This is a genomic window from Morganella psychrotolerans (assembly GCF_965118875.1).
In the GTDB taxonomy this organism is placed as follows: Bacteria; Pseudomonadota; Gammaproteobacteria; order Enterobacterales; family Enterobacteriaceae; genus Morganella; species Morganella psychrotolerans_C.
Window position 1 is genome coordinate 1 of the sequence record NZ_CBCPJD010000027.1, and the last position, 3,593, is coordinate 3,593.

The following is a 3,593-nucleotide window of genomic DNA, read 5'->3' on the forward strand; positions in this document are numbered from 1 at the left end:
GTGCGTGGAGGCTGGCACCCAGCGGTACAGCGTCGGAATGGACACGCCGAGGTTCTTGGCCACGTCCTTGGGCGGCACCCCGCTGGCCAGCAGCTTCTTGGCCGACTCGATCTTGCTGTCGGTCATCTTCGGCTTGCGGCCGCCTTTGCGGCCGAGCTGCTTGGCGACTTCCAGCCCGGCGCGGGTGCGCTCGACGGTCAGCTCGCGCTCCATTTCGGCAAGGCTCGCCATGACGTGGAAGAAGAACCGCCCGGATGGTGTGCCGGTGTCGATGGAGTCGGTGAGGCTCCTGAACTGGACACCGTGCTTGTGCAGATCGCCGACCAGATCGACCAGTTGCTTGACCGACCGGCCCAGCCGGTCGAGCTTCCAGACGACCAAAGTATCGCCTTCGCGCAGCATTTCGAGCGTCTTGGCCAAGCCAGGCCGGTCTGCCCGCGTGCCACTCACCTTGTCCTCGAAGACCTTTTTACATCCGGCCTTGCTCAAGGCTTCGCGTTGCAGCTCCAGGTTCTGATCCTGCGTCGAGACGCGCGCATAGCCAATCAACATGGCTTGTCTCGCGCCCGGTCGATGCGTTCCTGCATCGCCTGCATCACTTCTTCGTGGGTGTACGATCTGGCGTTGGCGTCGGTGGCTTGCCGCAGGGCTTCCTCAACCTCGCGCGTCATCCGCTCGTAATCCTCCGGCCACAGCGCTTGCTCCATGCGCAGCGACGCCTGACCCAGCAGGTGCAGCAGGCTGAACAGCCGCATGTCGTTGGTGGCGACGATGCGCTCCCGAATCTGCTCCTGAATAGCTTCGCTAGCCCGATGCGCTTGTGGTGTGGCAGTCCCCTCGTAGTCAGCGGGGAATTCCGCTTCCTCGGCAATCCTTGCCCAGGCGCTGGCCAGCGCCTCGATGGTTGACGTGCTCATTTCCGCCGCTCCTGTGCTCTTTGGCGAATCAACCGGCCAAGGGGCCTCGACGCGAAAACCAGCAGCATCACGCCTATCGGATACCAGGTCGAGAAGACCACCAAGGCATCGAAGGCTGGCCGTCCGGTGTTGGTAGGCAGTACGGCGGTCACAGCCATCAACCCGCCGACCGTCCAGATGATGCGCCACACGTAGGGCATCACGCGGGGCACGTAGCCGTCATCGAAAGCGGTCTGGTAGTAGCGGCGCAGGCCGCGCTCGGCAAGCGCCTGGCGCTGCCGCTCCGACAGCGCATCCGTCCGGCCATACCAGCGCCGGAATGGTGGACAGCGCAGCAGCAAAGGGGTGAAGAGGATCATCACCGCCACGATCGCGACACCCCACGCCATGACGGCGCCGGCATCGGGCCGCTTGGCGTTCTCGATCACGGGCGCGAAGACGCCCGGAGCACCGATCATCCAGAACAGCGCAATGTGCTGATGGAAGGAGAGCTTCATTTGCTCATCCACTTGCGCAGCAGGCGCTTTTTCAGGGAGGCGCGTTCTTGCGGGTTGCGTCCCTTGTGATTGGCGATGCGATCCGCCGTGGCGGCCTGGCGCTTGACGGGCCAGTAGGAGCGGCCATCCTTGCCCATCGACCAGACGCTGCTGGCCTGGTTTTCCAGCAGGGGCAGATGGGCGCTCAGGGCTTCGGGCGACGCGCTGGTCAGCGCCGTGCGCTCACGGGTGCGCCAGCGCTGATGCCAGAGCTTCTTGTCCTCGTGACCTGCCCCCACGATTAGATACAACACTCAGTTAGTAACGTCGGAATCTTCATTCTCAGAATGACCCTTTCTCCAGCCCGCTGCAAATTCAGACGGTGTCTGATAATTCAGCGTGGAGTGCGGGCGGCATTCGTTATAATCCTGCCGCCAGTCATTAATAATTTTCCTGGCATGAACGATATCGCTGAACCAGTGCTCATTCAAACATTCATCGCGAAATCGTCCGTTAAAGCTCTCAATAAATCCGTTCTGCGTTGGCTTGCCCGGCTGGATTAAGCGCAACTCAACACCATGCTCAAAGGCCCATTGATCCAGTGCACGGCAAGTGAACTCCGGCCCCTGGTCAGTTCTTATCGTCGCCGGATAGCCTCGAAACAGTGCAATGCTGTCCAGAATACGCGTGACCTGAACGCCTGAAATCCCAAAGGCAACAGTGACCGTCAGGCATTCCTTTGTGAAATCATCGACGCAGGTAAGACACTTGATCCTGCGACCGGTGGAAAGTGCGTCCATGACGAAATCCATCGACCAGGTCAGATTGGGCGCCGCCGGACGGAGCAGCGGCAGACGTTCTGTTGCCAGCCCTTTACGACGTCTTCTGCGTTTTACGCCCAGGCCACTGAGGTGATAAAGCCGGTACACGCGCTTATGATTAACATGAAGCCCTTCACGGCGCAGCAACTGCCAAATACGACGGTAGCCAAAACGCCTGCGCTCCAGTGCCAGCTCAGTGATGCGCCCTGATAAATGCGCATCAGCAGCCGGACGGTGAGCCTCATAGCGGCAGGTCGACAGGGATAAACCTGTAAGCCTGCAGGCACGACGTTGCGACAGACCGGTCGCATCACACATCAACATCACGGCTTCCCGCTTCTGGTCTGTCGTCAGTACTTTCGCCCAAGAGCCACCTGAAGCGCCTCTTTATCCAGCATGGCTTCGGCAAGCAGCTTCTTGAGTCTGGCGTTCTCTTCCTCAAGCGACTTCAGGCGCTTAACTTCAGGCACCTCCATACCGCCATACTTCTTACGCCAGGTGTAAAACGTGGCATCGGAAATGGCATGCTTGCGGCAGAGTTCACGGGCGGGTACCCCAGCTTCGGCTTCGCGGAGAATACTGATGATCTGTTCGTCGGAAAAACGCTTCTTCATGGGGATGTCCTCATGTGGCTTATGAAGACATTACTAACATCGGGGTGTACTAATCAACGGGGAGCAGGTCACTCGCGCTCGCTGCCGCAGGTCGTGTGCCCGACGATGGGTGTTTTGCGGCGGCTGCGGCTCATAACGGGGGTTTGAGGTCCAATGGGGCGAAAACCTACGCTAAGCGATAGGAAACCAAATTCAAATTTTTTTTAAACAATGAGTTGTGCTGTTACCGGCTTTGTTGAATAAATCAGATTTAAGGCGAGTTTCCCTGTAACAGCTCCGACTTTCAGCCGATACGTACACTTTCTGGCATGCCTGCCTTCGTCATTTTGTTCAGCGCACGCACCATGGCCAAAGCCTCTGCAACCTGACCATCGTAGTCACGCAACGTCAGCGAACCACCGAACAACTGCTTTACCCTGTACATTGCCGTTTCCGCTATCGACCGACGGTTGTAATCTGTTGTCCATTTCCACCGTGCATTGCTTCCGCTCAGCCGTTGATTCGCAACAGCACGATTGCGGTCTGCATACTCACCGGACCAGTAGCCCGCTCCCTTTCGGGGAGGAATGAGCGCGCTGATTTTCTTGCGACGCAGTTCGTCATGACATCGCCGCGTATCGTAAGCACCGTCCGCCGCCGCTGACCTGATTTTTCGGTGGGTCTGCCGGATAAGCCCCGGGAAAGCTTCAGCGTCCGTGACGTTGTTCAGCGACAGGTCCGCGCAGATGACTTCATGCGTACTCGCATCAACAGCCAGATGCAGTT

At 58.8% G+C, this 3,593-nt stretch carries 6 protein-coding genes; all 6 read right to left on the reverse strand.

The window, feature by feature from the left end:
• Positions 1-552: recombinase family protein (locus ACMHKJ_RS18760; protein ID WP_021243029.1), on the reverse strand; the 552-nt coding region annotated here is incomplete at its 3' end.
• Positions 546-917 (reverse strand): hypothetical protein, encoded by a 372-nt coding sequence (locus tag ACMHKJ_RS18765; RefSeq protein WP_003100853.1) that lies wholly within the window; start codon positions 915-917, stop codon positions 546-548. The genes ACMHKJ_RS18765 and ACMHKJ_RS18760, both read right to left, overlap by 7 nt.
• The gene (locus ACMHKJ_RS18770; RefSeq protein WP_003100856.1) at positions 914-1,414 is read right to left on the reverse strand and encodes a hypothetical protein; all 501 of its coding nucleotides are present in this window, start codon (positions 1,412-1,414) and stop codon (positions 914-916) included. Before ACMHKJ_RS18770 ends, ACMHKJ_RS18765 begins: the two co-directional genes overlap by 4 nt.
• Positions 1,411-1,707, reverse strand: coding sequence for a hypothetical protein (locus tag ACMHKJ_RS18775; RefSeq protein ID WP_413496306.1), 297 nt, complete (start codon positions 1,705-1,707; stop codon positions 1,411-1,413). Before ACMHKJ_RS18775 ends, ACMHKJ_RS18770 begins: the two co-directional genes overlap by 4 nt.
• Positions 1,708-2,828, reverse strand: a protein-coding gene (locus ACMHKJ_RS18780; RefSeq protein WP_087451024.1) for an IS3-like element ISSen4 family transposase whose coding sequence is annotated in 2 segments (ribosomal slippage) — positions 1,708-2,570 and positions 2,570-2,828 — 1,122 coding nt in all. Because the reading frame shifts where the segments join, the coding sequence is not laid out codon by codon here.
• A gap of 283 nt (positions 2,829-3,111) precedes the next feature.
• Positions 3,112-3,593: IS5 family transposase (locus ACMHKJ_RS18785; RefSeq protein WP_413496308.1), on the reverse strand; the 482-nt coding region annotated here is incomplete at its 5' end.